Source organism: bacterium, from assembly GCA_040755795.1.
GTDB lineage: Bacteria > UBA9089 > CG2-30-40-21 > CG2-30-40-21 > SBAY01 > JBFLXS01.
Genome location: JBFLXS010000702.1, coordinates 1 through 1,310, shown reverse-complemented (window position 1 = coordinate 1,310; position 1,310 = coordinate 1). Strand labels below are relative to the sequence as shown.

At 36.6% G+C, this 1,310-nt stretch carries 1 protein-coding gene; it reads right to left on the bottom strand.

The window, feature by feature from the left end; all coding sequences use genetic code 11:
* Positions 1–428: 428 nt before the first annotated feature.
* Positions 429–1,154, bottom strand: coding sequence for a response regulator (locus AB1414_21065; protein MEW6609903.1), 726 nt, complete (start codon positions 1,152–1,154; stop codon positions 429–431).
* Positions 1,155–1,310: the final 156 nt, after the last annotated feature.

The following is a 1,310-nucleotide window of genomic DNA, read 5'->3' as shown; positions in this document are numbered from 1 at the left end:
AGGAGAGTAGGAAAGTAAGAAAGGTATTATCTAATTCTATCTAAAGATCTTAATTATCTGCCAGATTTTCAATCCATTTGGGATATATCTGAAGAAGTGAGTAGGATGCTTATAGGTTTAATCAAATGAATTAAGAGTAAAATAGTATGAAGTATTTTCCCCCTTCCCTACTTCCTACTTCCTACTTCCTACTTGCTTGGTATGCTGAATAGTTACTAAAAATCAAGTGATTATTGTAATGGGTTAGTTATTTGGGTGAATATACTTTAGAGAGGCATATTTTGTGATTTCCTGTTACTATCAACTCAGGTTATCGGTAAAGAGCAAGCAGTAGCCTGCTATCTCAAATTACCGATTACTGATTACCTGATTACCGATTACCGATTACTTTAAATAATCACAATTTATACCCCACTGGAGTATAGTTACTACCTATTATTCTTCAGAGCCTCTTTGAGCATTGCCAAAAGCCGATTAGTATCTATGGGCTTTTCTATCCAGCCATAGAAGCCCATCTTCAAGGCATCCTTAATCACTGATTCAAGTGGTTCATCCAGCATTAGCATAACCAGGACATCCTGGTCGATTTTCCGAACATCTCTAAATATCTCCAGACCATTCATATCAGGCAAACCATAGTCTAAGAGGATAATATCATACTCCTTCTCCCAGACGCGAGCGATAACTTCCTCTCCATTTTTAGCCTCATAGACGATATATTTTTTACCTTCAAGAAAAATCTTGAGTTCCTGTCGTATCCTTTCGACATCATCGGCAATAAGGATAACTCTTTTTTTAGATTTCAGCACGGATTCAATTTGTTCTAAAAGTTTCGCTATATCAAATGGCTTATGGATACAGGCATAAGCCCCTTCCTTAAGTGCTTGTTTAATCAAATCTTCAACTGCAAATCCAGTCATCATCAGGACACGAACACCTGGGATTATTTCTTTTATTTTCAGAAATACCTCCACACCGTTCATATCTGGTAGTCTAATATCGAGGAGGCAGATGTTATATGTGTTTTTTCTGACTTTCTCTATTGCCTCATACCCGGATTGGGCATAGTGAACCTCATAGCCCGAAATCTCCAGAATTCGTTTTACGATAAATGCCAGGTCTTTTTCGTCATCAACAATTAATATTTTTGCCATTTTTTGATGCTCCTTCCATTAAAAAATTGGTAACTATTCACCATTCACCATTCACAATTCACAATTTCTTCCCTAAATTTCCTTAATAATGGTGAATGGTGAATTGTCAATTGTGAATTGTGAATTATCACTCTTCACGGTGTCAAGCAAACCTGG

Coding starts and splice junctions, on each gene's coding strand:
- AB1414_21065 (MEW6609903.1), bottom strand. CDS start 1,154: ATGGCAAAAATATTAATTGTTGATGACGAAAAAGACCTGGCATTTATC.